The sequence below is a fragment of the Burkholderia sp. FW306-1C-G01B genome, from assembly GCF_058781685.1.
Genome location: NZ_JBYSWZ010000002.1, coordinates 353,921 through 379,229, shown reverse-complemented (window position 1 = coordinate 379,229; position 25,309 = coordinate 353,921). Strand labels below are relative to the sequence as shown.

The following is a 25,309-nucleotide window of genomic DNA, read 5'->3' as shown; positions in this document are numbered from 1 at the left end:
CATGCACTACGCTATCCACGAAGGCACGTTCGAACTGCCGGACGCGGCGCTCGACCGCACCGTCAACATCCTCGTGATGAACGCCGGCCCCGGCGGCCTCAACCTCGTGATCGCCCGTGGGCGGCTGCGCGACGGGGAAGATATCGACGCGTTTGTCATGCGCGAATGGGAAGTGGCGTCGCGCGATGCGAAGATGCTCACCGAGAAGGCGCGCCGGGCTGTGACGGTGGTGGGCCGTTCGGGCATCCAGATCGATTCCACACTCGAGCGGGATGGCCGGCTCTGGCATCAACTGCAGACCATGTTTCCGTCGGACGACGCCGGCCGCGTGCTGGTGATGACGTTGACCAGCGCGGCACCGCTGACCGAAGAGCAGCAGGCGATCGCCGATCGTATGCTCGCCAGTTTCCAGCCGCGCGCGGCTCGACCGACCCTGCTCGGACCGGGTGACGCGTCGTGAGCGCGGAACACTTCGCGGCCGCGCGCTTCGAAGACCCGATCCAGCACACGTCGTTCTGGGGTGAGCTTGCAGGCACGGTTGGGTCGGTGATCGGCGGTGCTGTTGTCGGTGCATTGGTGGCGGAGGCGATGGAAGGTCTCGTGTTCGTCGGCCTGGCCGCGCTCGAAATCGGTACGGCAGGGCTGGCGACGCCGCTGGTGATCGCGATCGGTGTGGGCGTGGCGGTCGGCTCGGGCGCACTGATGGAAGCGAGCGGTATGAACGAAGCGATCGACGACGGCGCCAAGGCGCTGGCGGACTCGATCGCGCCGCCCGAGATCAAAGGCAAGATCGCCAGTGGTTCGGGGAACGTTTATGTCAATAACAAGGCGGCGGCGCGGGCGGCGCGGCCGGGGGATCTCGATACCGTCGCGTGCCTGGATCACTCCAGCCCGCAGATGATTGCTGATGGGTCGGGGAGCGTTTACATCAATGATCATCCGGCCGCGCGCGTCGGCGACAAGACAACTTGTGACGGGACGATTGCCGAAGGTTCTGACAACGTTTTCATCGGCGGTGGTACGCAGAGGGTGCGGGACGTCAAGTCGGCGAGCCGGCTCGGGTGGTTGGGCGCGGCGCTCGGTATTGCGCTGGCGGTTTGTGGCCGCGGGAAGATGAGTTGGGGGCAGTTTCTGAAAGGCAAGCTGCCTTGCCTCGCGATCAATTTTGCGGCCGGTGCCTTCGGTACGTGGCTCGGCAGTTTGGCGAGGCCGTCAGCCGGTCACCCGGTCAACGTGATTACCGGCGGCAAGTTTCTCGACGGCACGGACGATACCGACTTCACATTGCCCGGGCCGCTGCCGATCGTGTGGCGGCGTTTTTACAGCAGCCATGATGATCGTGCTGACAGTTTGTTCGGGCCGGGCTGGAGCGTGCCGATCAGCGTCGAGCTGCGGCTTGCGTGTGAACATGGCGAGGTCACGTCGATCACGTATTGGGACGAGCAGGGCCGCGACATCGTGTTCCCGGCGGTGCCACCGGGTGAGAGCCATTTCAGCGTTCCCGAAGGCATTTACCTGATATGTACTGCCGGCGGTCACTATGTGGTTGAGACGGTCGACGGTATGTATCGCGATTTCGGCCGTGCCCGTACCGATGCGGACAGCGAGACGCTCAAGCTGTGGCGTCTTGAGGATCGCAACGGTAACTGGATTGAGGTGGAGCAAGAAGCGGCCGATGCGGTTGTGCGGCCTGCGCGGCTGCATGACAGCGCTGGGCGCATGCTGACGCTGGCCTACGATGAGTCGCACCCTCGACGCATTGCCACGATCGAGCTGACTCGTGGCGTGGACGGTGAGCAACCCGACACGCTGGTGCGTTATGCGTACAACGATGCCGGCGAACTGGTGGCCGTTACCGATCGCAGTGGCCACACCGGGCGACGCTTCGCATACGAACACGGACTGATGGTCCAGCACACGTTGCGCGGCGGCCTGCAGTGCTTTTATGCGTGGCAGGGCGTCGGCCGCGACGCGCGTGTCGTGCGCCATTGGACCGATGATGGTGAGACGTACACGTTCAATGCGGACCTTGTTCAGCGTACGGTGACGATCACCGACCAGATCGGTCGCGTTACGCACTGGACGTGGAACGAGGATCAGCAGCCGACGAGCCATACGGATGCCGAAGGCCACGTTTGGAAATTCGAGTGGAATGCGATGCGGCAGTTGGTCAGTACGATCGATCCGGCAGGGCATACGACCCGCTTCGAATATGACGAGCGGGGGCGGCAGACGCAGCGCATCGATGCGCTCGGGCAGGTTGAGCGGACCGAGTGGAACGCTTACTACGACCTCCCTGTCGCGGAAACCGATCCGGCCAACTTGCGCTGGATCTACCGCTACGACGATCGCGGCAACCTGACGATGACGCGCGATCCGGCAGGCTTCGCGACCGAGTATCACCGGGACGAGCGCGGGCTGGTGCACACGATCCGCGATGCGCGGGGTGGTTACAAGTTCCTCGAATGGAATGGCCGTGCGCAGTTGACCTCGTATACAGATTGTTCCGGCAAGGTCACGCGGTTCGGGTATGACGCACGTGGCGCGCTTGCGCGTGTGACCGATGCGGCGGGCCAGTCTACCGTGTACGAAGCGGATGCAATGGGGCGAGTCACAGGGATCGGGATGGCCGATGGCGCGCGTCAGATGTTTCGATACGATGCGGCCGGGCGTCTTGTCGAGGTCATTGACGCGAATCAGCGCAGTACGCGCTACGAGATCAATGCGCGTGGATTGCTGCTGTCACGGACGGACGCGGCTAATCGTGTCGTGCGGTTCGGCTACGACGATGCGTTCAGGCTCGCGAGCCTGACCAACGAAAATCGCGAGGCTTATCGCTTTCAGTATGACCGTCGCGATCTGGTTTCCGCGCAGATCGGCCTCGATGGCCACAAGCGCACGTACGAATACGATGTGTGCGGCCAAGGCACGATCGTACGGGATGGGCAGATCGAGACGCGATACGAGCGCGACGCAATCGGGCGACTGACGGCGAAGCAAGCTACGCATGAGCGTTGTGAGTATCTGTACGACAAGGCGAGCCGAATCGCATCTGCCGAGTTGTACACGCTGGCAGCTCGTGGCCCGTCGCTGAAGAATCGGGTCAGCTTGAAATACGACGCGCGCGGAGCGGTTCTCGAGGAATACACGCCGACCGGCTGGCTCGCGCATACGTACGACGAGCTTGGCAACCGTGTCAGCACCACAATCTCGGGCGAGCGCACGATCGACTGGCTGCATTACGGCTCGGGACACGTGCACCAGATCCGTTTTGACGGTGCTGCAGTTGCCGACATAGAACGCGATGATCTGCATCGGGAGGTGCTACGAACGCAGGGCAAGCTGACCAGTCATTTCGGATATGACGCGGTTGGGCGTCGTGCGCGGCACGCTGCGCAGCGAGGCCGGGCGGCTGACGATCTGCTTGCTAAGCAGTGGCAATACGATGCAGCGGGCGACGTGATCCAGAAGCGCGATCAGCGTCACGGCACGACGAGCTATCAATATGACCCGACTGGTCGCATTGAACAGGCGGCGGGGCCGGGATTGCCGTCTGAAGTGTTTCGCTGGGACGCGGCGGCCAACCTGGTGTCGAGCGATCACCCTGGCGGCTACGTCGAGCACAACCGGCTCAAGATGTTCGAGGACAAGCGCTTCGAGTACGACTCGTATGGACGGCTGGTTCGCAAGCTGAGCGGTCACGGGCCTGCGAAAGAGCTGGTTCTTGAATACGACGATTGGAGTCAGTTGAAGACCGTCGTGACGAAGGACCGTCTTGGCATCGCGACGACGCACTTCGAATACGACGCGTTCGGCCGCCGGATTCGTAAGCTCAATGGCGGCTACGCGAGTACGGATTTCCTGTGGGACGGCATGCGACTCGTGCAGGAGACGTATCACGACCGTCAGGGTGAGGAAGCGCTGACGTACTTGTACGAGGCCAATAGCTATGTGCCGCTCGCACGGATCGATCAGGGCAAGCCGGCGGCTAACGATGCCGATGCAAGGGACGCGGTCTACTATTTCCACAACGATGTGTCGGGGTTGCCGGAGGAGTTAACCGACGCAGACGGAGAGTTGATCTGGCAGGCCCGCTACAAGGTTTGGGGTAACGCGGTGCAGGAGGAGTGGATCGCGCGGGCGCCGCAGTTTCCAATACCGGAGTGGGGAAATGTGCAAGCGTCGGCGCCGGCACCAACTCACGTGCCGCGACCACAGAATCTGCGTTTCCAGGGGCAGTATCTGGATCGCGAGACGGGGCTGCATTACAACACTTTCCGGTTCTACGATCCGGACATTGGGCGCTTCATCAATCCGGACCCGATTGGATTGCTGGGTGGAACGAATCTCTATCGGTACGCAGCCAATCCATTGGCGTGGATCGATCCATGGGGTTGGGCTTGCGGTGAACTTAGCGGTAAAGCACAGGAAGTTCACAATTTGGCCGGTGGCGGGGATGCGCGCTCAATACGCAATTCAACGGTATCAATCGTCGAGGCCAAGGTGAATGGCAAGCCACAGTTGTTTGCGGCGGGAAGTGGAGGTCGGTTAAGTCCAGCACAACGGCAAGCACTTATGAAGATGGGCGTACCAGAAGAAAACATCTTCTATGGCAAGAAGTCTATCGATGGTTTTGATAAGCTCGAAAACCATGCGGAACGAATTATTTTGCGCAATCTGCCTGAAGGTGCCGAAGTTAGTCGCTGGGGTATCTCTTGGGGTGGATTGCAACGGAATGCATCGTGTCCATCATGTCAGCCTCATGTGGACCAGGCTGGTGGGATTTTTGATTAGGAGATGAGTATGTTGGATATCGAGGAGCATAAAAAATATCTCGAATCAGTTCTAGCTGGAGCGAAGCTCGATAACCTTGCTCGTTTTGGCGTGTGGTGCTGTGTTGGTCTCGCTCACGATGAGTCAATATTCGAATTCCTGTCGAAGCAAGCAGGGGGTACAAGTACGCAGCTCAGGCACCGAGTAGGCGATTACTTGGATCAAGTCTGGAATGGAAAAGAAAACTCCAATCCACTAAGCGACTTAGAGCAAATTGATTGGGACCCTGATGCAGTCGAAATCGACGACGACGCTGCGGCCCAGGGAGCGACCGATTTGCTGGCGGGACTATCTTTTTTGGCGAAATGGTGTGCAGAACATAAGATGGAGCGACTGGTCGCATGCGCCGAGGTTTTGATAAACCGAATCGACTACTTGGAGAGTTTTGAGTTGATTGGAGGACATGTTGCGAATCCAGTTGATCATGAGATGAACGTGCAGAAGGATTTTGCTCGTGAACTCGTTGCAGGTACCTTGACTGATCATGACAAGATGAAATATCACGAGTGGTTATTCAATCTCGGTACCCCCTGAATCATGAGCTCAAGGAACAAGCGTGCAAACGATTGACCTGTTGATCTCCCATAGTCAAATCGTAGTTCGATCCAGGCCGTACGATGAGGGTTTGAGCCAATGGGGAGCGGGCAACATTGATCAGGGCGCGGTGTTGCACGCCGACTACCTCATTTTCGATCCGCTTCCGGACGATGCCTTCGGTGCAAAGGTGTACTTGCGGGTGGTGGATAAGTTCGAGATGGACGAGCGGGCCGCACGGTGCATTGTTGCGCCGTTTCGTATTGAAGATCGCAATTCGCTCGAAGTCGCCTCGGCGACTGAAAAATTCAAGATTATGCTGGAGCTGCCGCTTAACTCGTACGACGTGTATTACGAGGTTTGCGAGGGGGAAGAGGTTTTCTACAAATTCACGTTTGCTTCAGAAGCGGGTCATCGGCAAGCAATGTATTTGCGTGATGACCCTTGGGGGGGGCAAGAAAGACAAGCCGCTTGTAGCAGGGAGGTTTGACAGATAACTTAGATTCGGTTGCTCCTTGGGTTAACTGGACCAAATTCGCAGTGATCTTGCCGGAGCGACTGACAGCAAAGGAGTCCGGGCGCGAGCGCTGCGAATACGTGAGCACGGATTGTCTGTGGGATGGCGTGCGGCTTGTACAGGAGATGTATCACTACAGGAGCGGCGAAGAGGCGCTGACCTACCTGTACGAGTCGGGCATACGGATGAGAAAAACAGGAACGGGAGCAAGAATGCATATCGGCGCATCGGCGTCCAGCCCCCATCGCGTAGCGTTCGGCGTCGCCATGGCGCTGACATTGTCGTGGTTTACCGCTGCGCAAGCGCAGAGTTGCGCACCTGATAGCGTGGCGCCCGAGTGCTTGCTGCAGCGTAGTCAAGATGAATTTCAGCAAGCAGACGACGAATTGAACCGCACTTACCAAAAGGTTTTGAAGTCGATGTCTCGGTCACGTGACGAGTACGTCAACTATCCGGTACTCAAGGTGAAATTTGTCGAGGCTCAGCGGCAATGGGTCCGTTTTCTCGGCAACGAATGTACCGCTTGGTATCTGATAAACGAGGCAGGTGCAGATCGCAATCTTGATCTACTGACTTGCGAAATCGACAGAACACGTGATCGAACGCGTGAATTAAACGCGTGGCTTAAGCAAGTGAGTCATGATTAGCGAAACCGACTACACACAGCTAACTATGGCGGCGCAATTTCGTGACGAACTGCCCGTGCGTGACCATCATTTCAAGTTACCAGTGTTATCCGGACTTTACCGATTAACGCTCCGGCAGTTGGTGTCGCCTACGGAAAATACGAGGGCCTCATCGATTGAGCTGGTCGTTACCTCCTGCCCGAACAATCAAAACGATGCTCATTTTGATTCGGTGCCGTGGTTTGGATATAGGTCTACCAATGATTAATCTCGAACGCGACCAGTCCCGCACCTACGGATCAGAACAGGAGCTGCTTTCCGAAATAGCCCAATTCAGTCCGGAAGACGGGAACTGGTTGCCGTTGGAGCGTCTTTTGGAGGCGCTTTGGACCGTTGGGATTTCGGAGGAATCGTTGAACGTTCTATTCAATCTCTTCGAGCGATTTCCTGATAGCGATGGGGCCGGCGTGCTGTGGGACATTGTCCATGCCTTGGAGTATCTCGCTGTTCCTTATGAGCAAGCGTTGGCGAAGTCGATAGCTCGATGCCCGTCTCTCATGGGTGAAATCATGATGTCGCGGTTGCTGCGGTCGCAATGAATTGCAATCTACCGGCCAGGAACGGTCACTGGTACTCGGTGCCAGAATCGTCGACAATCCGACGATGGAGCATCTATCGGAACCGGTTAGACGCACAATAGAATTCGGAGTAGCGCGATGACGAAAGTGTTCGTAGACACGACTAAAATTACGGACTGGCCTTCATTCCATCGGGTCTTCTCACATATCTTTGGTTTTCCCTCGTTTTATGGCAACAACATGGACGCGTTGGTTGACTGTTTGAGTTACCTCGATGAGCCCGAGGCCGCGATGACGAGCTTGCATGTCAGGCCGGGAGAGACGCTGGCGATACAGCTTGGCGCCGTCATCAGTTTCAGGAGGCGCTGTCCAGACCTATTCGAGGCTTTGCAAGACGCGTGCGCTTTCGTGAACTGGCGTCGTACGCGCGAGCATGGAGCCGCTTTGGTCGCACTGTCGTACTACGATTGATTCGAAGGACAACCACAGGCGCACTGCGGCCATGAACGGCCGGTCGACACCGTCGAGTAGATCGTCGACAATCAACGCACTCGCGAACCGAGATTCGCTCCGCATCCGTCTAGGCGCAACATGCGAAATGACCTAAACCGCGCAGCTTACTGGATTGCGTTCACCCTCGAACGCTGCCAGTTTCCGAATCGCGAGGCGCTCGCAGCGCAATTCGCGAATGCTGAAATCGGCGAGCTTTGTCAATGCGGGTGCAACAGTTTCGCGCTATCAATGGCTGCGCCCGATGGCGTGCCGAGAATATCTACGAGCGGACACGGTTACGGTCTGGTGTTTGAAGCTCACTTTCGGGACCTAAGCGAACCCGACGAGTCACGATCGCTTGAAATTCTATTGTTCGCCGATGATTCGGGTCATTTGAGCTACGTTGAGATCGACTACTGCGGAAACGGGCTACCAATCCCCGAGCGCATGAACCTCGAGTCGGCTCCCTATCACCTTTTCCAAGGTGACACTCTGATCCGCGCATAGATCACAGCCGTGTCCATTCAACGTACGTTCGTCGCGGCATGCCGACACACCGATGATGTCCGCTCCGTAGAGCGTCGAGCGGCCGGTTCGGGTCGAGATCGGACTGAGCGAGATGCTGAACTCCGACATCATTGCAAGCAATTTCTGGTGCTCCCATACGACAACAAAGATTGAGCGGTCGCATCCATATCGAGACGAACTCATACAGTTCGTCCGATCCAATCGAACTGTTTCGAATCGTCAAGTTCTGATTAATCGCTCACTGTGACGGATCGACGTTCGCCATCAGCGCTCGCAATGACCTTGAGCATTGACGTCATTGTGCGCCTATAACCAACGGTTAACGTGTGCCCAAGCAACGAACACTGTCTAATAGGCAATGTCCAGCGATGATGATCGCGCGTGCGGATGGATACGCCGCATGCCCTGATTCATACGTCGAAGCCCCATTTCCACCGAACCACCAAGAAAGGAGGAATCCGAACCATCAAAACACCGCAGTAAACGAGCGCGGGCCGCAAGTGCTACCAACACTCACGACCCGCTAACCACAGCCAATTACAGTGGAGTTGCCCATGGCTAAGGCGAATCATAAAGCACGACCACCGAAGACGGAACGATTCGTAACGATCCAGGAAATGTGGGGTACGCCGAAAACGGACCTCAAGCCGGAGAAGTTCTACCCGTACATGAAGATTGGTGGAATGTGGCTGATCAGCGATGCGTGTTTTGTCCCGGGCCGAAAGGCACGAATCGATATTGAGCCGGGCAGGCTGATCATCACGCAGTTGTAAGAGCGACGCCGCAGGATGCGGCCGCGCTGCGCGACGTCGCGCAGCGCGCCGGGTAGGGCGACTGCTATCAGCCGCTCCAGCGCATCACCAGGCGATATTGCAAGACGACCGCGACGTCCCGGCCCCACCCGTTGCCGTGCAATGCGTGCCCGCGCCGTTGTCGTAGAACGTGCGCGTTTCAGGTTGCGGCACAGACGGATCAAACGGATTAGGCGCGCCGTGCGGACCACGTGCGGCATCGTATGGGCGCTGCGGCGCATACGAGCCGCCACTGCCAGCCGGCCACGAGCCGTTGGCCCGCAGATATTCATTCCAGTTCTGCTCGCGCTGTTCGTATCCAGGCAACGCGCGACCGAGACTATCGCTGCCACCCGCGCCGAGCGCGACGCGATTCGCGGGCAATACCAAATCGGGTTCGTGTTCCGACGAAGGCTGCGGTGCCACGAGCCTATCGCCCGACACACGCAGCGGCCGCGTATCCGGCGTATCGAACGGACTGCGCTCCACGGGCGCAGCGTACTGCACGCGGCGTCGGCTCAGACGTGCCGCATGCCCGTCATCACGAGCAGCAGCACGCCGCTCGGAGCGAAACACATTGGCACCTGCCGACCGATCGGCCAGCGCATCGCGGCCCGACGCATCGGAGGTGGAAACAGAAAGCGCACACGCAAACGCGGCGGCGGAAGAAAGACGGAAGGGATGATTCATCAGCGATCCAAATCAGGTGATGTGCATTGAAAAAAACGGCAGATCACTGGCTGGCGGCTGGGCAACGGACGGCCGTCGAAGCGGCCTTGAAGCGGCTCCGAGGCGCGGCGGACGCGGCTCGGAGGAGGGCTGGCTGGATTGCAGAGGCGAATCCGTATTATTTCACAATATTAACAATTGCCTTTCGTGAAGGCGAAAGTCGTCGGCAAACAGTATGTTTGAGCCGCTCCACCCGACGCACCGCAATGGTGCCTACCAAACAAATCATCAGTCGATTGAGGCGCGAGGATTCGACCCTGTACCCGCCCCGACACACGCCGCGCAAGATCGCCTATCGCCAGACATCAATCCCAACAAGGCACAGCGCTAAAAAAGCCTCACCAATAGCAACCAAATTGCACCACCAGCAAACGTTCTCGCCCCCCAGAGGTTGCGCCGTCATTGCTACCGACTGCCACCCCATCCCTACGTGTTTTCCCTCACTCGACCGGCATTTTTGACAGACGATTTAAAAACGCCCATATAATTTCGGCTGCCTTGCCAATGGCTGTCGGACCATCCCTCCGATCAAGCGATTTGGCAAGCGGGGCAGGCGAAACGCTTGCGCAATGCAAGACGCATCACGATGTCTTTCCGAACCAGACGTCCCCTTCGGGGACTGCAAGAGCCGGGCCCCGCTACGCAACATTCCGCCGGAGTTCCGTCTTCTATGTGTCTCGGGCGTGTCCCATGTCCTCGCCCCCGGGTGCTGTTCGATTGCGCAAGTCATGCCGCCTTTGCCCGTATGACTAAACAACATCGAGGAGCTCCCAGATGACGCTGTCCCGTCTTACGTCCATTTCCGTCGCCGCCGTGCTGTTCGCCGCGGGCGCCGCCGCCGCGCAAGCGGAAACCGTGAAGATCGCCATCGCTGGTCCGATGAGCGGCTCGGTCGCCCAGTATGGCGACATGGTGAAGGCCGGCGCGCTGACCGCGATCGAGCAGATCAACGCGGCAGGCGGCGCGGGCGGCAACAAGTTCGAAGTGGTGATGATGGACGACGCATGCGAACCGAAGCAGGCCGTCGCCGTCGCCAACAAGATCGTCAGCCAGAAGATCAAGTACGTGATCGGCCACGTGTGCTCGGGTTCGACGATTCCCGCGTCCGACATCTACGAGAACGAAGGCATCGTGATGGTCACGCCGTCGGCCACCGCGCCGCAGCTGACCGAAGGCAAGAAGCGCCACTTCATCTTCCGCACGATCGGCCGCGACGACCAGCAAGGCCCGGCCGCCGCGCATTACATCATCAACAACGTGAAGCCGAAGAAGGTCGCCGTTCTGCACGACAAGCAGTCGTACGGCCAGGGCATCGCGTCGTCGGTGAAGAAGGACCTCGAAGCCGCGAAGATCCCGGTCGTGCTGTTCGAAGGCGTCAACGCCGGCGATTCGGATTACTCGGCGATCGTCACGAAGCTGAAGTCGCAAGGCGTCGATTTCGTCTACTTCGGCGGCTACCACCCGGAAATGGGCCTGCTGATGCGCCAGGCGCGCGAGCAGGGCGTGAAGGCCACGTTCATGGGCCCTGAAGGCGTGGGCAACAAGGACGTGACGGCGATCGCCGGCCCGGCTTCGGAAGGCATGCTCGTCACGCTGCCGGCCGACTTCTCGGCCGACCCGGCCAACGCGGCGCTCGTGAAGGCGTTCGCGGACAAGAAGCGCGATCCGAACGGCCCGTTCCAGATGCCGTCGTACGCAGCGGTGAAGATCATCGCCGACGCGATCGCGGGAGCGAAGACGACCGATCCGACCAAGGTCGCCGCGTACATGCACAAGACGACGTTCGACACGCCGATCGGCAAGGTGTCGTATGACGCGCAGGGCGACCTGAAGGCGTTCAAGTTCGTCGTGTACACGTGGCACAAGGACGCGACGAAGACCGCCGCCAAGTAATACGGAGTACCCGCCCCGCGCACCCGCTCTGCCCGTCACCCGGGCGGAGCGTGTGCGCATTTGGCCGTTCCGCGGCCAACGGACGGCCCGAGACGACACCGTGCGTTGCGCGCGGCCGAACGCCGTGATCCGGCGACGGCATGCGACCCAGCGCCAACGGGAGCTTCCCGCACATGACTGACTTCTTTCCGCAATTCGCCCAGCAACTGGTCAACGGCCTGACGCTGGGTGCGATCTATGCGCTGATCGCCATCGGCTATTCGATGGTCTACGGCATCATCGGCATGATCAACTTCGCCCACGGCGAGATCTACATGATCGGCGCGTACGTGGGCCTCGTGACCCTGACCGCGATCGGCGTCTCCGCCGGTTATCCGCTGCCGCTCGTGCTCGGCGCCGCACTGATCGTGTCGGTGATCGTCACGGGCCTGTACGGCTTCGCGGTCGAGCGCGTCGCGTATCGGCCGCTGCGCGGCGGCCCGCGCCTGGTGCCGCTGATCTCCGCGATCGGCATGTCGATCTTCCTGCAGAACTACGTGCAGATCGGCCAGGGCGCGCGCGACGTGTCCGTGCCGGTGCTGATCTCCGGCGCGTTCGACATCCATCTCGGCGGCGACTTCGACGTGACCATCCCGTATTCGCGCCTGATGATCGTCTGCGTGACGCTCGTGCTGATGATCGCGCTCACGCTGTTCATCTCGCATTCGCGGATGGGCCGTGCGTGCCGCGCGTGCGCCGAGGACATGAAGATGGCGAACCTGCTCGGCATCGACACGAACCGCGTGATCTCGTTCACGTTCGTGCTCGGCGCGATGCTGGCCGCCGTCGGAGGCGTGCTGATCGGGCTGACGATCGGCAAGCTGAATCCGTATATCGGCTTCGTCGCGGGCATCAAGGCGTTTACCGCCGCGGTGCTCGGCGGGATCGGCAGCATCCCGGGCGCGATGCTCGGCGGCGTGCTGCTCGGTCTCGCGGAAACTTTCGCCGCAGGCTACATGCCGGCCGAGTACAAGGACGTCGTCGCGTTCGGCCTGCTCGTGCTGATCCTGCTGTTCCGCCCGACCGGCCTGCTCGGCAAGTCGGACATCGAAAAGGTTTGACGGAGACGCAGATGAGTACAGTCATTTCCGTTCGCCGCCCGGCCGCCGACGCATCGTTCGGCCAGGCGCTGAAAAATGCCATGGCCGCCGCGTTCCTGACGGCGATCCTCACGATCCCCGTGCTCGGGCTGCAGTTGAAGCTCGACGGCTACCAGGTCGTGCTCACGCCGCACTGGCGGCCGGTGTGGATCGCGGTCGCGGCCGTGTTCCTGTTCCAGTTGTTCAAGCCGTGGCTCGTGCGCGCGAAATCGGCGGTGAAGCTGCCGGCAATGCCCGCGATGGGCGCGCAGCAGCAGCGCGTGGTCGTGTGGGTGCTGCTCGCGGTCGGGCTCGTGTGGCCGTTCTTCGGTTCGCGCGGCGCGGTGGACGTCGCGACGCTCGCGCTGATCTACGTGATCCTCGGCCTCGGGCTGAACATCGTGGTCGGTTTCGCGGGGCTGCTCGATCTCGGCTATGTCGGGTTCTACGCGGTCGGCGGCTATACGTACGCGATGCTGAACCAGTACTTCGGGCTGTCGTTCTGGGAATGCCTGCCGCTCGCCGCGATCGCGGCGGCGACGTTCGGTTTCCTGCTCGGCTTCCCGGTTCTGCGGCTGCGCGGCGACTATCTCGCGATCGTCACGCTCGGCTTCGGCGAAATCATCCGCCTGCTCGCGAACAACCTGACGAGCCTCACCGGCGGCCCGGACGGCATCTCGGGCATCGCGAAGCCGACGGTGTTCGGCTTCGAGATGGCGCGCTCGGCGAGCGTCGAGGGCGCGAAGACCTTCCATGAGCTGATCGGGCTGGAATACAGCGGCGAGCACATGGTGATCTTCCTGTACCTGATCGCGCTGGTGCTGGTCGGCTTCACGCTGTTCGTGACGAGCCGCCTGATCCGCATGCCGATGGGCCGCGCGTGGGAAGCGCTGCGCGACGACGAGATCGCGTGCCGGTCGCTGGGCCTGAACCCGACGCGCATCAAGCTGTCGGCGTTCACGCTCGGCGCATCGTTCGCGGGGATCGGCGGCGCGTTCTTCGCGGCGCGCCAGGGTCTCGTGAATCCTGAATCGTTCACCTTCATCGAATCGGCGCTGATCCTCGCGATCGTCGTGCTCGGCGGGATGGGCTCGCAGCTCGGCGTGATCCTCGCGGCGATCCTGCTGACCGTGCTGCCGGAAGTCGCGCGCGGCTTCGCCGAGTACCGGATGCTGATCTTCGGTCTGGTGATGGTGTTGATGATGATGTGGCGTCCGCAGGGCCTGCTGCCCGCGAGCCGTCCGCACGTGGAGCTGCCGCAATGAGCACGAATGCAGAACTGTTGAAGGTCGCCGGGCTGCAGATGCGCTTCGGCGGGTTGCTCGCGGTGGACGGCATCGATTTCGACGTGCGCCGCGACGAGGTGTTCGCGATCATCGGGCCGAACGGCGCGGGCAAGACCACGGTGTTCAACTGCGTCGGCGGCTTCTACAAGCCGACCTCCGGCGCGGTCGAACTCGACGGCCACCCGATCGCCGGACTGCCGAGCCACAAGATCGCGGTGAAGGGCCTGGTGCGCACGTTCCAGAACATCCGCCTGTTCAAGTCGCTGACGGTCGTCGAGAACCTGCTCGTCGCGCAGCATCGCAAGGTGAAGGCAGGGCTACTGCCCGGCCTGTTCTCGACGCCCGCGTATCGCCGCGCCGAGAAGGAGGCGCTCGAACGCGCGGCCGTGTGGCTCGAACGGATGGGGCTGAAGTCGGTCGCCAACCGGCCGGCCGGCACGTTGTCGTACGGGCACCAGCGGCGTCTGGAGATCGCGCGCTGCATGATCACCGAGCCGCGTCTCTTGATGCTCGACGAGCCGGCGGCTGGCCTCAACCCGCAGGAAAAGATCGAGCTGCAGCACCTGATCGACAAGCTGCGCCGCGAGTTCGGCGTGTCGGTGCTGCTGATCGAACACGACATGAGCCTCGTGATGGGCGTGTCGGACCGCATCCTCGTGATGGAGCACGGCCGGCCGATCGTGATCGGCACGCCGGAAGCGGTCCGCAACGACCCGCGCGTGATCAAGGCGTATCTGGGGGAAGAGTGATGCTGAAGCTGGAACAGGTCCATACGCACTACGGCGCGGTCGAGGCGCTCGCGGGCGTGTCGATCGAGGTGAACAAGGGCGAGATCGTCACGCTGATCGGCAGCAACGGCGCCGGCAAGACGACGCTGATGATGACCGTGTGCGGCACGCCGCGTGCATCGTCGGGCCGCGTGATGTTCGAGGGCAACGACATTACCGCGATGTCGACGCACCAGATCATGCGGCAGGGGATGGCGATCTCGCCGGAAGGGCGGCGCGTGTTTCCGAGTTTGACGGTGCTCGAGAACCTGAAGATGGGTGGGTTCTTCGCGAGCCGTCATGAGATCGACGACGGCATCGAGCACGTGTTCAAGCTGTTTCCGCGCTTGAAGGAGCGTGCGACGCAGCGGGCCGGCACGATGTCGGGCGGCGAGCAGCAGATGCTGGCGATCGGCCGTGCGCTGATGAGCAAGCCGCGCTTGCTGCTGCTCGATGAACCGACGCTCGGCCTCGCGCCGCTCGTGATCGCGCAGATCTTCGACATCATCCGGACGATTCGCGACGAAGGCGTTACGGTGTTCCTCGTCGAGCAGAACGCGAACAAGGCGCTGGGCGTGGCCGATCGCGGGTATGTGCTCGAAACGGGGCGTGTGGTGCTTGCCGATACGGGCGCGAACCTGCTCGCGAACGATCGGATCAAGCAGGCTTATCTCGGCGGTTGAGGCCGGAAGCCGCCGGCCCGCAACGGGCCGGCGGCGCTTCTGCTTGCCTGGTCGCTTCCGCATGCAAGGCCGGTCGCGGCCTTGTCTTTTCTTTCCTAGCCGATCCTGAACGTGCTTTTCAGCACGTCGCGCAGATGCAGCGCGGCGCGATTGCTGTCGTCGGTCAGGATATAGATCAGGTGCGGCGGGAGATCGGGCAGCACGATCCCCGCGACGTTGCTCGTCAGGTTGCCCGAGACGCGATCGTGTTCGATGAGGCCGACCGCGAGGCCGTTGGCGATACAGGCTTCGACCGCCGGCGAACTCGCGCTCTCGAGCAGCATCCGGTGCGCGATCCGCTCCTTCTTCAGCGCGTTCAGCGCGGTGTCCCGGTACGGGCATCCCTGTAATTGCACCGCGATCGGCAGCGGTGCGTCGGGGTTGAACTTGAACGTTCGCGCGGCCACCCAGACCGGATGGGTCTTGCTGAGCAGCTCGCCATGCGGCAGCGCTTTCGGCACCACGGCGATCGTGATGTCCAGTTGGCCGCGCGCGAACAGGAGCTGCAGTTCCTCGCTGGAGCGTGCTTCGACCGTCAGTTCGAGCAACGGCCGGTCGGCGGCAAAGCGCGGCAGGAACTCGGCCATGAAGTGCGCCGCGTAGGAGTCGGGGATGCCGAGCCGCAGCTTGCCGGTCAGCATCTGCGGCGACAGCGATTCGACGAGCCGGTCGTGGCTCAACAGGAACTCCGTGGTGTCGCTCAACAGTTTATGGCCGTACTGCGTCAGTTCGACCGCCTGATTGTTTCGCGTAAACAAGCGCTGCGCGACCATCTCTTCCAGCTTCTGAATCTGGGCCGTGACCGACGACGGGCTGCGGTTCACATAGACGGCCGCGTCCTTGAAGCGGCCGAGCTTCGCGACGGCGTGGAAGGTACGCAGCAAATCGACGTCCAGGGTGCGCGGCATGATTTTGATTTTCCGAATTAGTGATTCACGTAATCTCGATTGACGGAATTATTGAGCCTCCCTATCCTCGGGTCAACAGGCGGGCATTCGTGCGAGCGTCGCACGTATCCGGGGAACGATTCATGTCTATCGATGATGTTGTCGTGGATGCATGGGTGCGGGACAGGGCGCCGCGGGCGGAGTCGGCATGGACGGTCGAGCATCTCGAAAGGCGGTCGACGTTGAAGCGCATTGACGATGCGGCGCGGCAATGCAAGGCGGATCGAGAAGTATTTTCGTTGATGAGGAATGTGAACGAATCCGCGGTTCGGAATCCTGTGCGTCAACGCAGCCTGCGCGGCGATGTCGAACTGCAATACCGTTGTCCGGGGCTCGAGCCGATCCGAGGCGAAGACCTGGAAGACGCGCGCGCGTCCACGGCAACCTTCAGAAGGGCGCCGCTCGCATGCAACGCTTCCTGATCCAGCTTGTTTTCGTATTGTCGTGGAGTTCGGGCTTCATTGGCGCCAAGCTCGGCGCGGAGACGGCTGGCGCGTTCAACCTGCTGTTCTGGCGTTTTCTGCTCGTGACGCTGTGCCTGGCGATCGTCCTCAACCGGCAGCTCGGGCGACTGACGCTGGAAAAAATCCGCTATCACGCGGTGATCGGCTTCCTGTCGCAGTTCCTGTACCTGAGCTGCGTCTACGTGGCCATTCAGCACGGCCTGCCGCCGGGCATCGCGGCGGTCATCGCCGCGTTGCAGCCACTCATCACCGCGGCGATGACGACCCTGGAAGGCAGCGAGCGCAGCGGGGCGCGACAGTGGGCCGGGCTCGTCGCCGGATTCGTCGGCGTCGGCATCGTGATCGGCGGGCAATACGCGCTGCCGACCGAGTCGGTCGGCATCGTCATGTACATCCTGCCGCTGGTTTCCGCGCTGGGGCTGTCGGTCGCGACGATCTATCAGCGGCGGCGCGCGCTGACGGCCGCGCGCAGCAACGAGGACGGGTTGTTTCTGCCGCTGTTCGTGCAGGGAGGCGTCAGCCTGGTCCTGTTCGCGGTGTGCGGGATCGTCACGGGCGACCTGCACGTGCCGACCCAGCCGAATGTGTGGGTGTCCGTCGTGTGGCTGACGGTATTCTCGACGTTCATGGCTTACCTGACGTTGTGGGCACTGCTCAAGCGCATGCCCGCGACGCGCGTGGCGACCCTCGTCTATCTCGAACCGCCCGTGACGCTGACCTGGGCCGCGTGGATGTTCGGCGACAGCATCCACGTTTCGACTTACCTCGGCATCGTTGTCGTCGCGATCGGCGTGTGGCTGGCCAGCAAGCAAGGCGAGCGAACCGCCCGGGCCCGGCGCGCGGAAATGGAGACGGCCGGCCGCTGAGCCGCTGGTTGCGCGCGCGGTTCCGGTGTAGCTTCGCGATACGACCCGGCCCGCGGAGGAACCCCATGAAAGTCAAACGAATCGTCGCCAATATCGACACGCAATCGGTCGACGACGCGAAGCGTTTCTATCAGCAGATCTTCGGTCTCGACCTGTTGATGGATCACGGTTGGATCGCAACCTACGGCAATGCCGAACGGATGGACGTGCAGATCAGCTTCGCATCGCAGGGTGGGGCGGGCACGCCGACGCCCGACCTGTCGATCGAGGTCGACGATCTCGACGAAGCGCTCGCACGCGTGCATGCGGCAGGCGTTCCGCTCGAATACGGCCCGGCCGACGAGCCATGGGGCGTGCGGCGGTTTTACGTGCGCGATCCGTTCGGCAAGCTCGTCAACGTGCTGGTGCATCGCTGACACGCGGCGGTGCTGTGGCATGCGCGTTCACGCATGCAACGCCAGTCCTTTCACCGCCTTGTCCACAGCCTTCTTCGGCCCGTGCAACGCCAGCCCGACAAGATCCGGATTCTCTGCATCCTCGGCGCGAAACGCCTCGCGATTGGCCGCGTCGTGTCCGGTCGAGAACATCGCGCGCACGTAGGGCACGATCTTGAGTTCGCGCGACAGCGCATGCCGGTGCGCGGCCTGCAGCCCGTTCAAATCAGCCGCGAACACCAGCATCGGCTGGCCGAGCATCCGGCCGTAGCGATTTCCGGCCGCATCCTCATAAGGCTCGCCGAGCGCCTGGGGTGCGCCGGCCGCGACGCCCGTCGCGAGAAACGCGACGACATTGAGTTTCTGCCACGCCGCGAGATCGTCGCGCACGATCAGTGCCACTTTCGTATCGAACATGCTTGCTCCTCATTGGAGCACGCATGATCGGATGCCGCGTGCGATCAGTCTGGAACGTTTGTGCACATCTGCCGGTACGCGGCCGGCGTGATCCGGAACGCGCGGCGGAACCAGCGGCCCAGATGGCTCTGGTCGGCGAAGCCGACGTCCGCGGCCGCCTGTGCGGGCGTGCGGCCGGCCGCCAGCAGCCGACGCGCGGCACGTAACCTCAAGCGCACCAGATACGCATGTGGCGACGTGCCGAATGCGCGCTGGAACAGCCGGGTCAGCCGGAACCGGTCGATCCCGGCGACGCTGGCGAGTTCGTCGAGCCCGATGTTGCCGTCCATCTGCGCATGCAGCAGATCGCGCACGCGCGCGATCGCGGGCGGCACGACACCGCTTTCCAGCGCGAGCGTGCCACGCAGTTCGCCGCCGAGCCGCGTCAGCAGGCGGTCGAGCGTCTGGTCGCGCGCGAGCCGGCCTTCGTTTCCGTGGATTGCGAGAAACGCTTGCCGGATCGCGTCGACGAGGCCGCGGTCGTCGACGAGCGTGTGGCCGAACGCGGCTTCGACGCCGCCGAGGCCCGGCAGATCCAGCCGGCGCGCCGCGCGCTCGACCCATGCTTGCGGCAGGTACAGCATCCCGTAGGTGAAGCCGCCCGCTTCGGGCGCATGGCCGTCGTGCATCGCGCCCGGCTCGATCAGGATCGCGCGGCCGGGCACGCTCGTATGCAGCGACCGGTGGCACTGGAATTGCTGCACGCCCTGTTCGGTGAAGCCGACCAGCATGTCGTCGTGATCGTGTGCATCGTATGCATGGCCGTTGAAATGCGCATGCAGGCTTTCGATGCCGGTTTCCGCATCGCGGCGCGCGACGAGCCAGTGGTCGGTCGTGCCGATGTCCTTTGCTGTTGTCGTCATCGGATGCCTCGCGCGTCGTCGTTGCGTGACCGGTAGTGTACGCAGGTCGCGTGATGGCGGTGGCAGGCACGGGCCATACGTTCGGCGATCGCGCGGGAAGCGGGGCGAGACCCCGGCGCGCATCGCGATACGCGCAGTGGCGGGCATGCGCGGTTCATTCCCCGTTCGCCACCGCCTGTTCGTCACGCGCATATTGCGCCGGCGGCCGCCCGACATGCCGCGTGAACGCGACGCTGAAGGTGCTCGCGGAACTGTAGCCGACGCGCCCCGCGATCTCTGCGATGCGGCCTTCGTTGCGGCGGAGCAGGTCTTTCGCGAGCGCCATGCGCCACGTGAGCAGGTATTCCATCGGCGCGACGCCGACCGCACGGTTGAAGCGTTCGAAGAACGTCGAGCGCGACAGCGCCGCTTCCTTCGCGAGTTCGACGACCGTCCACGGATGCGCGGGGCGTTCGTGCATCCGGCGGATCGCGGCCGCAAGTCGATTGTCGGCGAGCCCGCGCACGAGGCCGGGCGACGCGTTCGTTTCGGTCGTGAACCGCAATGCCTCGATCAGCAGCACTTCCAGCAGGCGCGCCAGCACGATCTCGCGCGCAGGCCGCTGCGCGCGCGATTCGTCGCGCACCAGTTGCACGAGCGTGGTCAGCCGCGGCTCGCCGCGCACGTGCACGAATTGCGGCAGCAGCGACACCAGCAGCGCTGCATCCGGCGAACCGAAGCTACAGTTGCCGGCCATCATCCGCGTGTCGACCGGGTTGCCCGGATCGCCGATCCGGTATTCGCCGTTGTCGAGTGCGACCGGCGGCGCGGTTTCGACGCCCGGCGGCGGCGGTTCGAGGCTGGACATCGCGACGCCGTAGGCCGCCGGAATCAGCACGAAATCGCCCGGCAGCAGCTCGATCGGCGCGTGCCCGTCGATCGCGATCCGGCATCCGCCGTCGAGGATCGCGCAATAGAACGGCTCGCCGGCGACCGTGCGGTTGATCGACCACGGGCTCGCACCGTGAACGGACTTGGAGTACCGCGCGCCCGGTTGCAGCAGCGTCACGACTTCGGTCAACGGGTCGATCATCGCCGGACTCTCGCAAAAGAAAAGCGGATTTTCGATTGTAGCGAATACGGATCCGGCCATCTATCGTACGGACACATGCCCAACACATCCCAGGAGTTCGCATGAAGACCGTACTGATCACCGGCTGTTCCTCCGGCTTCGGCCTCGAGATTGCCCGCCATTTCCTGGCCCGCGACTGGCAGGTCGTCGCAACGATGCGCACGCCGCGCGAGGACGTGCTGCCGCCGTCGGAACGCCTGCGCGTGCTGGCGCTCGACGTGACGAACGCCGACAGCATCCGCGCCGCCATCGACGCGGCCGGCCCGATCGACGTGCTCGTCAATAACGCAGGCTTCGGCGCGGCCGCGCCGGCCGAACTCACGCCGCTCGACACGGTGCGTGCGCTGTTCGAAACCAACACGATCGGCACGATTGCGGTTACGCAGGCCGTGCTGCCGCAGTTTCGCCGGCGTGGGGCCGGCGTGATCGTGAACGTCACGTCGAGCGTCACGCTGAAGGTGTTGCCGCTGGTCGGCGCGTACCGGGCCAGCAAGGCGGCGGTCAATGCGTTCACCGAATCGATGGCGGTCGAACTCGAACCGTTCGGCGTGCGCGCGCATCTCGTGCTGCCGGGCCGTGCACCCGACACGCGTTTCGGCGACAACGCGCGTGCGCACATGCATGGCTTCGAACACGAGGCTTATGCGGAGTTCGTCGGAAAGGCCGTCGCGAGGATGCTCGATGCGTCGGGGCCGATCACCCATGCGCAGGATGTTGCCGAAGCCGTGTGGCGCGCGGCGACGGATCCGTCGAGCCCGATGCGCATTCCGGCCGGTGCCGATGCGAAAGCGTGGGCGGCCGAAGTGCGTTGATCGATCGGGAATCCGTCGCGCCGGTCGCTCGAATCGGCGCGACGAATCGCACGATGCGAAGAAGGGCGTTACCGCGCGGCGGCGTTATACCGCGCGTTCGATCGCCTGTCCGAGCAGCGACAAGCCGAGATCGATCTCGTCCTCGCTGACGGTCAGCGGCGGCGCGATCCGGAACACGCCGCCCATCCCGGGCAACTGCACGATGTTCATGCTGAGCCCGAGGTTCATGCATTCGCGCGTGATCTTCGCGCCGAGCCCGTCCGCCGGTTCTTTCGTGCGGCGATCCTTGACGATCTCGACGCCGAGCAGCAGCCCGCGTCCGCGCACGTCGCCGATGCAGTCGAACCGTTCCATCAGGTCGAGCAGGCCGCGCCTGAGCCGGTCGCCCATCGCGTTCGCGCGTGCGACGAGCCCGTCGCGCTGCACGACGTCCAGCACGCGCAGGCCGACGGCCGCGGGCAGCGGGTCCGACACGTGCGTCGTGTAGAACAGGTAGCCAAGCTCGTGCGCGCGTTCCTCGATCGCCGCGGACGTCACGATGGCCGCGAGCGGCAGCCCGGCGCCGAGCGTTTTCGACAGCGTCAGGATGTCGGGCGTCACGCCGTCGCGCTGGCACGCGAACATCGTGCCGGTGCGCCCGACGCCCGTCTGCGCCTCATCGAGGATCAGCAGCATCCCGCGTTCCTCGCACTTGCGCTTCAGCGCCGCCATATAGCCTGCCGGCAGTTCGATGATCCCGCCCGAACTGAGGATCGGCTCCGCGATGAATGCCGCGAGATTGCCGCTCGACTGGCGATCGATCAGGTCGAACGCGTAGTCGAGTTCGGCGAGATGGTCGTAGGCGCCGTTGCGCTCGAAGCGCGGCCGGTACGTGAACGGCGCCGGAATCGCGAACGAGCCGACGGCAGCCGGGCCGACGCCCTTGCGGCCCGCGCTGTACGTGGCCGATGCGGCCGCGCCCGTCATCCCGTGCCACGACTGCGCGAAGCCGACGATCTCGTACTTGCCGGTGACGAGCTTCGCCATTCGGATCGCCGCTTCGTTCGATTCCGCGCCGGTGCTGAGCAGCAGCGCGCGGTCGAGCCCGTCGGGCGTGATGTCGGCGAGGCGCGTCGCGAGATCGACGACCGGCCGCGACAGCATCCCGCTGAACAGATGGTCGAGCTTGCCCGCGTATTCGCCGATGACGGAGACGATCTCCGGATGGCAGTGGCCGAGCACCGCGCTCATCTGCCCCGACGTGAAATCGAGGATCGCGCGGCCGTCCGCGTCGTAGACGAAGCTGCCTTTCGCGCGCTCGATGATCATCGGCTCGAACGTGCCGCCGTAGCGGACCAGGTGCTGCCTGGCATTGCGCCAGAAGGTTGCGTCGTCGTTCAGGGACATCGGGCTTCTCCGGGCAAAGGGGGCAGGGATCGCTTGCAGTCTAGGCGCGCGTCTGGTTTGATGGAAACGAATAGTTTTTATGCAAGGTAGAAAAGGAGCTAATACCTTGGGACTTTCGCTCGACATCGACCTGCTGCGTTCGTTCGTCGTGATCGCCGAGGTGCGCGCGCTCAGCCGCGCGGCCGCGCGCGTCGGCCGGACCCAGTCCGCGCTCAGCCAGCAGATGAAGCGGCTCGAGGATATCGTCGACCAGCCGCTGTTCCAGCGCACCGGCCGCGGCGTGGTGCTGACCCACCCGGGCGAGCGGCTGCTCGTGCATGCGCAGCGCATCCTGCGGCTGCACGACGAGGCGATGGCCGACCTGTGCGGCACGGGGTTGTCGGGGACGATCCGGTTCGGCTGCCCGGACGATTACGCGGAGGTGTTTCTGCCGTCGCTGCTGCGGCAGTTTTCCAGCCAGCATCCGCAGGCGATCGTTGAAATCGTATGCGGGCCGACGCCGCGGCTGCTCGAACAGCTCGAGAAACGCGCGGTCGATCTCGCGATGATTTCGCTGCCGGACGAAGGGGCGAACGACGACATCATTCGCCGTGAGCAACTGGTCTGGATCGGCTATCCGGGGCTGGAACCCGCGCATTTCGATCCGCTGCCGCTCGCGCTTTCCGATCGCGATACGCTCGATCACATCGCGGCTTGCGAAGCGTTGCATCGCGCCGGCCGCGCTTACCGCGTCGCGTATGCGAGCAGCAGTCTCGCGGGGCTGATCGCGCTGGTGCGCTCGGGGCAGGCGTTCGCGGTGATGACGCAGACGGCGGTGCCGGCCGACCTGGCGATCGTCAACGGCGATCCGCGGTTGCCGGCGTTGCCGGCCGTGGGCATTACGCTGAAGTTCGACCGGAAACGGCCGTCGCATCTGACGGCGGCGTTCGCCGAGCATATCCGGCTGACGCTGCCGCTGTTGTGATGGGCGACGCGCGGCGATTGGCGCCGGCGCGTATGACCGCCGCGCCGCCGTTTGTCGCGGCTTCGAATCAGTCGACCATCGACGAGGTTTGTGCAGGCGTGCGGCCATGCATATCCACTACCGCATCACGCATCCGGATCTTCGCCCGCATGTCCGGCAGATTTAGTTCGGTTTCCTGATATTGATTGACCGGATCGGAATCGGCGACGATGCGGCAGACGATGATTGACCGGAAAACGCGGGGCGCCCGCCGCACCCGTTACGCGCGGGTCAATCGCCGTGCAGCCAGCAACCCGACGGCGAGCAGCACCGCGACATACGCGGCGACGCCCGCCCACGCGCCGTGTTGCCAGAACGACCCGCCGACCGAGCCAAGCACGCTCGACCCGAGATAGTACGCAAGCAGGTACAGCGATGCGGCGTGCCCCTTCGCCGATCCCGCGAGATGGCCGACCCAGCCGCTCGCGACCGCATGGGCGACGAAGAAGCCGATCGTGACGAGCACGATGCCGACAATGATCGCGACGAGCGAATGCGACAGCGTCAGCGCGAGGCCCGCCGCGAATACGAGCATGCCGCTGACCAGCACCGGGGCCCGTCCGACGCGGTCGGCGAGCGCGCCGGCGCTCGATGAAGACACCATCCCGAACAGGTAGGCGCCGAAGATCAGGCCGCACTCGGTCGAGCTCAGATTGAAGGGGGCCGCGGTGAGCCGGAACCCCGCATAGTTGTAGATCGTCACGAACGCGCCCATCACCAGGAAGCCGATCGCGAACACGAACGGGAGCCGGGCGTGACGCAGTTGCGCGTTCCACAGCCGCAAATGGTGGCGCAGCGTCAGGTCGGTGCGCTTCACGAAGCGTCGCGATTGCGGCAGCAGCATCACGAAGGCAACTGCCGCGACGAGATCGACGACGCCGATCGTCAGCATCGCCGTCCGCCACGAGAAGTGCTCTTCCAGCGCGCTCATGCCGATCCGTCCGACCATGCCGCCGAACGCGGTTCCGCCGACATAGAGCCCCATCGAGAAACCGAGCCCGTCGGACGCGATTTCTTCGGCGAGATAGGCCATCGCGACCGCCGGGACGCCGCCCAGCGCGAAACCTTCGAGCGCACGCCAGACCAGCAGCAGGTTCCAGTTGGGCGACAGCGCGGCGAGTACATTGAACAGGGCGGCCAGCGTCATCGACGCGAACATCAGCCCGCGTCGTCCGACGCGTTCGGACAGTGCGCCGGCGCACAAAATCGAGACCGCCAGCATCCCGGTCGACAGCGACAACGACAGCGAACTCGACGCCGCGCCCAGCCCGAACTCCCGTGCGAACGCGGGAAGCAGCGGCTGGACGCAGTACAGCAGCGAGAAGGTGGAAAAGCCGGCGAGGAAGAGCGCCAGCGCGATGCGCTTGTACGCGGCCGAGCGCGGGGAAACGCCGGCAGGCAGCGCATCGGGCGCGGCGTTCCGCGTACCGGGCATGGATCGGGAAATCGAAGCGGAGGACATGGGTGCACTCGATGTGCGACGGAATGTCTGAATTCTTGCGCACCGTCATGTATATGTCCAATATATGAAAGAAACCGTAGCGATATGTTTA

General features: G+C 62.9%; 26 protein-coding genes. 18 read left to right on the top strand and 8 right to left on the bottom strand.

Annotation, left to right across the window (positions count from 1 at the left end; translation table 11 throughout):
- The first annotated feature begins 1 nt into the window (after nt 1).
- The 8 genes from AC3WLY_RS06035 to AC3WLY_RS06000 all read left to right on the top strand — a co-directional run bounded on the left by AC3WLY_RS06035 (nt 2) and on the right by AC3WLY_RS06000 (nt 8,881).
- Nucleotides 2–460 carry a DcrB-related protein gene (locus tag AC3WLY_RS06035; RefSeq protein WP_492308081.1) on the top strand — a complete coding sequence of 153 codons (459 nt, stop codon included), beginning with the start codon at nt 2–4 and terminating at the stop codon, nt 458–460.
- A complete protein-coding gene (locus AC3WLY_RS06030) occupies nt 457–4,794 on the top strand; it encodes an RHS repeat-associated core domain-containing protein (RefSeq protein ID WP_492308082.1) in 4,338 nt (1,445 codons plus the stop codon). Before AC3WLY_RS06035 ends, AC3WLY_RS06030 begins: the two co-directional genes overlap by 4 nt.
- A 9-nt stretch (nt 4,795–4,803) precedes the next feature.
- Nucleotides 4,804–5,367 (top strand): hypothetical protein, encoded by a 564-nt coding sequence (locus tag AC3WLY_RS06025; protein ID WP_492308083.1) that lies wholly within the window; start codon nt 4,804–4,806, stop codon nt 5,365–5,367.
- A gap of 22 nt (nt 5,368–5,389) precedes the next feature.
- On the top strand, nt 5,390–5,857 hold the full coding sequence (comJ, locus tag AC3WLY_RS06020; protein WP_492332649.1) for a competence protein ComJ: 468 nt from the start codon (nt 5,390–5,392) through the stop codon (nt 5,855–5,857).
- Nucleotides 5,854–6,531, top strand: coding sequence for a lysozyme inhibitor LprI family protein (locus tag AC3WLY_RS06015; RefSeq protein WP_492308085.1), 678 nt, complete (start codon nt 5,854–5,856; stop codon nt 6,529–6,531). The genes comJ and AC3WLY_RS06015 overlap by 4 nt, the downstream gene beginning before the upstream one ends.
- Before the next feature lie 194 nt (nt 6,532–6,725).
- A complete protein-coding gene (locus AC3WLY_RS06010) occupies nt 6,726–7,109 on the top strand; it encodes a hypothetical protein (RefSeq protein ID WP_492332648.1) in 384 nt (127 codons plus the stop codon).
- Between the two features lie 117 nt (nt 7,110–7,226).
- Nucleotides 7,227–7,559 carry a barstar family protein gene (locus AC3WLY_RS06005; RefSeq protein WP_492308087.1) on the top strand — a complete coding sequence of 111 codons (333 nt, stop codon included), beginning with the start codon at nt 7,227–7,229 and terminating at the stop codon, nt 7,557–7,559.
- 1,103 nt (nt 7,560–8,662) lie between these two features.
- Nucleotides 8,663–8,881, top strand: a complete 219-nt coding sequence (locus tag AC3WLY_RS06000) for a SymE family type I addiction module toxin (protein ID WP_051983704.1) — start codon at nt 8,663–8,665, stop codon at nt 8,879–8,881.
- A gap of 84 nt (nt 8,882–8,965) precedes the next feature.
- Here the strand turns inward: AC3WLY_RS06000 and AC3WLY_RS05995 are convergent, their stop codons facing one another.
- The gene (locus tag AC3WLY_RS05995; protein WP_492308088.1) at nt 8,966–9,589 is read right to left on the bottom strand and encodes a hypothetical protein; all 624 of its coding nucleotides are present in this window, start codon (nt 9,587–9,589) and stop codon (nt 8,966–8,968) included.
- 813 nt (nt 9,590–10,402) lie between these two features.
- On the opposite strand from AC3WLY_RS05995, the gene AC3WLY_RS05990 reads away from it, so the two are divergent.
- From AC3WLY_RS05990 to AC3WLY_RS05970, 5 genes are all read left to right on the top strand, one after another.
- A complete protein-coding gene (locus tag AC3WLY_RS05990; protein ID WP_492308089.1) occupies nt 10,403–11,521 on the top strand; it encodes a branched-chain amino acid ABC transporter substrate-binding protein in 1,119 nt (372 codons plus the stop codon).
- A gap of 173 nt (nt 11,522–11,694) precedes the next feature.
- Nucleotides 11,695–12,621 carry a high-affinity branched-chain amino acid ABC transporter permease LivH gene (gene livH / locus AC3WLY_RS05985; RefSeq protein WP_175971608.1) on the top strand — a complete coding sequence of 309 codons (927 nt, stop codon included), beginning with the start codon at nt 11,695–11,697 and terminating at the stop codon, nt 12,619–12,621.
- A gap of 11 nt (nt 12,622–12,632) precedes the next feature.
- On the top strand, nt 12,633–13,904 hold the full coding sequence (locus tag AC3WLY_RS05980; protein WP_492308090.1) for a high-affinity branched-chain amino acid ABC transporter permease LivM: 1,272 nt from the start codon (nt 12,633–12,635) through the stop codon (nt 13,902–13,904).
- On the top strand, nt 13,901–14,674 hold the full coding sequence (gene livG, locus AC3WLY_RS05975) for a high-affinity branched-chain amino acid ABC transporter ATP-binding protein LivG (RefSeq protein ID WP_492308091.1): 774 nt from the start codon (nt 13,901–13,903) through the stop codon (nt 14,672–14,674). Before AC3WLY_RS05980 ends, livG begins: the two co-directional genes overlap by 4 nt.
- Nucleotides 14,674–15,375: an ABC transporter ATP-binding protein gene (locus tag AC3WLY_RS05970; protein ID WP_175959701.1), complete on the top strand. Its 702-nt coding sequence runs from the start codon at nt 14,674–14,676 to the stop codon at nt 15,373–15,375. The genes livG and AC3WLY_RS05970 overlap by 1 nt, the downstream gene beginning before the upstream one ends.
- A 95-nt stretch (nt 15,376–15,470) precedes the next feature.
- Here the strand turns inward: AC3WLY_RS05970 and AC3WLY_RS05965 are convergent, their stop codons facing one another.
- Nucleotides 15,471–16,322, bottom strand: a complete 852-nt coding sequence (locus AC3WLY_RS05965; RefSeq protein WP_175959700.1) for a LysR substrate-binding domain-containing protein — start codon at nt 16,320–16,322, stop codon at nt 15,471–15,473.
- A 122-nt stretch (nt 16,323–16,444) separates the two neighbouring features.
- On the opposite strand from AC3WLY_RS05965, the gene AC3WLY_RS05960 reads away from it, so the two are divergent.
- From AC3WLY_RS05960 to AC3WLY_RS05950, 3 genes are all read left to right on the top strand, one after another.
- The gene (locus AC3WLY_RS05960; protein WP_175959699.1) at nt 16,445–16,783 is read left to right on the top strand and encodes a hypothetical protein; all 339 of its coding nucleotides are present in this window, start codon (nt 16,445–16,447) and stop codon (nt 16,781–16,783) included.
- A complete protein-coding gene (locus tag AC3WLY_RS05955) occupies nt 16,768–17,691 on the top strand; it encodes a DMT family transporter (RefSeq protein WP_492308092.1) in 924 nt (307 codons plus the stop codon). The genes AC3WLY_RS05960 and AC3WLY_RS05955 overlap by 16 nt, the downstream gene beginning before the upstream one ends.
- A gap of 65 nt (nt 17,692–17,756) precedes the next feature.
- Nucleotides 17,757–18,107 (top strand): VOC family protein, encoded by a 351-nt coding sequence (locus tag AC3WLY_RS05950; RefSeq protein ID WP_492308093.1) that lies wholly within the window; start codon nt 17,757–17,759, stop codon nt 18,105–18,107.
- Nucleotides 18,108–18,134: 27 nt separating this feature from the next.
- Here AC3WLY_RS05950 and AC3WLY_RS05945 read toward each other — a convergent pair whose 3' ends face one another.
- The 3 genes from AC3WLY_RS05945 to AC3WLY_RS05935 form a co-directional block, all read right to left on the bottom strand.
- Nucleotides 18,135–18,542, bottom strand: coding sequence for a DUF2000 family protein (locus tag AC3WLY_RS05945; protein WP_310132487.1), 408 nt, complete (start codon nt 18,540–18,542; stop codon nt 18,135–18,137).
- 44 nt (nt 18,543–18,586) lie between these two features.
- A complete protein-coding gene (locus tag AC3WLY_RS05940) occupies nt 18,587–19,444 on the bottom strand; it encodes an AraC family transcriptional regulator (RefSeq protein ID WP_492308094.1) in 858 nt (285 codons plus the stop codon).
- Nucleotides 19,445–19,598: 154 nt separating this feature from the next.
- The gene (locus tag AC3WLY_RS05935) at nt 19,599–20,576 is read right to left on the bottom strand and encodes an AraC family transcriptional regulator (RefSeq protein ID WP_492308095.1); all 978 of its coding nucleotides are present in this window, start codon (nt 20,574–20,576) and stop codon (nt 19,599–19,601) included.
- 41 nt (nt 20,577–20,617) lie between these two features.
- Between AC3WLY_RS05935 and AC3WLY_RS05930 the strand changes: the two genes are divergently transcribed.
- Nucleotides 20,618–21,367, top strand: a complete 750-nt coding sequence (locus tag AC3WLY_RS05930) for an SDR family oxidoreductase (protein ID WP_492308096.1) — start codon at nt 20,618–20,620, stop codon at nt 21,365–21,367.
- A gap of 84 nt (nt 21,368–21,451) precedes the next feature.
- Here AC3WLY_RS05930 and AC3WLY_RS05925 read toward each other — a convergent pair whose 3' ends face one another.
- Nucleotides 21,452–22,753: an aspartate aminotransferase family protein gene (locus tag AC3WLY_RS05925; protein ID WP_492308097.1), complete on the bottom strand. Its 1,302-nt coding sequence runs from the start codon at nt 22,751–22,753 to the stop codon at nt 21,452–21,454.
- A 79-nt stretch (nt 22,754–22,832) separates the two neighbouring features.
- Here AC3WLY_RS05925 and AC3WLY_RS05920 point away from each other — a divergent pair, with 79 nt between their 5' ends.
- Nucleotides 22,833–23,717, top strand: coding sequence for a LysR family transcriptional regulator (locus AC3WLY_RS05920; RefSeq protein ID WP_492308098.1), 885 nt, complete (start codon nt 22,833–22,835; stop codon nt 23,715–23,717).
- Between the two features lie 67 nt (nt 23,718–23,784).
- Here AC3WLY_RS05920 and AC3WLY_RS05915 read toward each other — a convergent pair whose 3' ends face one another.
- Nucleotides 23,785–23,973: a hypothetical protein gene (locus tag AC3WLY_RS05915; RefSeq protein WP_310132503.1), complete on the bottom strand. Its 189-nt coding sequence runs from the start codon at nt 23,971–23,973 to the stop codon at nt 23,785–23,787.
- Nucleotides 23,974–23,976: 3 nt separating this feature from the next.
- Nucleotides 23,977–25,218 (bottom strand): MFS transporter, encoded by a 1,242-nt coding sequence (locus AC3WLY_RS05910; protein ID WP_175959687.1) that lies wholly within the window; start codon nt 25,216–25,218, stop codon nt 23,977–23,979.
- Between the last annotated feature and the right edge of the window lie 91 nt (nt 25,219–25,309).

Bases quoted from the DNA above. Each gene is read 5' to 3' on its own strand.
- AC3WLY_RS06035 (WP_492308081.1), top strand. From the start codon at position 2: ATGCACTACGCTATCCACGAAGGCACGTTCGAACTGCCGGACGCGGCG.
- AC3WLY_RS06025 (WP_492308083.1), top strand. From the start codon at position 4,804: ATGTTGGATATCGAGGAGCATAAAAAATATCTCGAATCAGTTCTAGCT.
- AC3WLY_RS06010 (WP_492332648.1), top strand. From the start codon at position 6,726: ATGCTCATTTTGATTCGGTGCCGTGGTTTGGATATAGGTCTACCAATG.
- AC3WLY_RS06005 (WP_492308087.1), top strand. From the start codon at position 7,227: ATGACGAAAGTGTTCGTAGACACGACTAAAATTACGGACTGGCCTTCA.
- AC3WLY_RS06000 (WP_051983704.1), top strand. From the start codon at position 8,663: ATGGCTAAGGCGAATCATAAAGCACGACCACCGAAGACGGAACGATTC.
- AC3WLY_RS05995 (WP_492308088.1), bottom strand. From the start codon at position 9,589: ATGAATCATCCCTTCCGTCTTTCTTCCGCCGCCGCGTTTGCGTGTGCG.
- AC3WLY_RS05990 (WP_492308089.1), top strand. From the start codon at position 10,403: ATGACGCTGTCCCGTCTTACGTCCATTTCCGTCGCCGCCGTGCTGTTC.
- livH (WP_175971608.1), top strand. From the start codon at position 11,695: ATGACTGACTTCTTTCCGCAATTCGCCCAGCAACTGGTCAACGGCCTG.
- AC3WLY_RS05980 (WP_492308090.1), top strand. From the start codon at position 12,633: ATGAGTACAGTCATTTCCGTTCGCCGCCCGGCCGCCGACGCATCGTTC.
- livG (WP_492308091.1), top strand. From the start codon at position 13,901: ATGAGCACGAATGCAGAACTGTTGAAGGTCGCCGGGCTGCAGATGCGC.
- AC3WLY_RS05970 (WP_175959701.1), top strand. From the start codon at position 14,674: ATGCTGAAGCTGGAACAGGTCCATACGCACTACGGCGCGGTCGAGGCG.
- AC3WLY_RS05965 (WP_175959700.1), bottom strand. From the start codon at position 16,322: ATGCCGCGCACCCTGGACGTCGATTTGCTGCGTACCTTCCACGCCGTC.
- AC3WLY_RS05960 (WP_175959699.1), top strand. From the start codon at position 16,445: ATGTCTATCGATGATGTTGTCGTGGATGCATGGGTGCGGGACAGGGCG.
- AC3WLY_RS05955 (WP_492308092.1), top strand. From the start codon at position 16,768: ATGCAACGCTTCCTGATCCAGCTTGTTTTCGTATTGTCGTGGAGTTCG.
- AC3WLY_RS05950 (WP_492308093.1), top strand. From the start codon at position 17,757: ATGAAAGTCAAACGAATCGTCGCCAATATCGACACGCAATCGGTCGAC.
- AC3WLY_RS05945 (WP_310132487.1), bottom strand. From the start codon at position 18,542: ATGTTCGATACGAAAGTGGCACTGATCGTGCGCGACGATCTCGCGGCG.
- AC3WLY_RS05940 (WP_492308094.1), bottom strand. From the start codon at position 19,444: ATGACGACAACAGCAAAGGACATCGGCACGACCGACCACTGGCTCGTC.
- AC3WLY_RS05935 (WP_492308095.1), bottom strand. From the start codon at position 20,576: ATGGCCGGATCCGTATTCGCTACAATCGAAAATCCGCTTTTCTTTTGC.
- AC3WLY_RS05930 (WP_492308096.1), top strand. From the start codon at position 20,618: ATGAAGACCGTACTGATCACCGGCTGTTCCTCCGGCTTCGGCCTCGAG.
- AC3WLY_RS05925 (WP_492308097.1), bottom strand. From the start codon at position 22,753: ATGTCCCTGAACGACGACGCAACCTTCTGGCGCAATGCCAGGCAGCAC.
- AC3WLY_RS05920 (WP_492308098.1), top strand. From the start codon at position 22,833: ATGCAAGGTAGAAAAGGAGCTAATACCTTGGGACTTTCGCTCGACATC.
- AC3WLY_RS05910 (WP_175959687.1), bottom strand. From the start codon at position 25,218: ATGTCCTCCGCTTCGATTTCCCGATCCATGCCCGGTACGCGGAACGCC.